Raw genomic sequence first — 291 nt, 5'->3', positions numbered from 1 at the left:
CCGCAGTTCCTGAAGCGGGAGTGAAAGTGAAAGTTCCTGCTCCAGAAGTTCCTGTGAACCTCATACCTAAGCTTGTCAAGTTCGCTACTCCACTATTGAAATTACCTGCCTGATTTAATATATTATTAGCTCCACTACCTAAGCCGGAAATTGTTCCAGTTAAAGTGGACGTCACTGTCACATTTGTAGTGGCAGCACTAAAGGTTGTTACCGTATTCCCAAAAGCATCTTGTGCCGTTAAGGTATTCGTTCCTGTAAAGTTGCTTCCATTAATTTGTGGACTAGCCAAAC

At 43.0% G+C, this 291-nt stretch carries 1 protein-coding gene; it reads right to left on the bottom strand.

Features of this window, described 5'->3' with window-relative positions; genetic code table 11:
* Positions 1–291: hypothetical protein (locus tag ACST15_RS12540; protein WP_459454995.1), on the bottom strand; the 291-nt coding region annotated here is incomplete at both ends.

The organism is Aquirufa sp. Wall-65K1 (assembly GCF_054558475.1).
The sequence above is the reverse complement of the archived record's forward strand: the minus strand, read 5'-3'. Positions and strand labels throughout refer to the sequence as shown.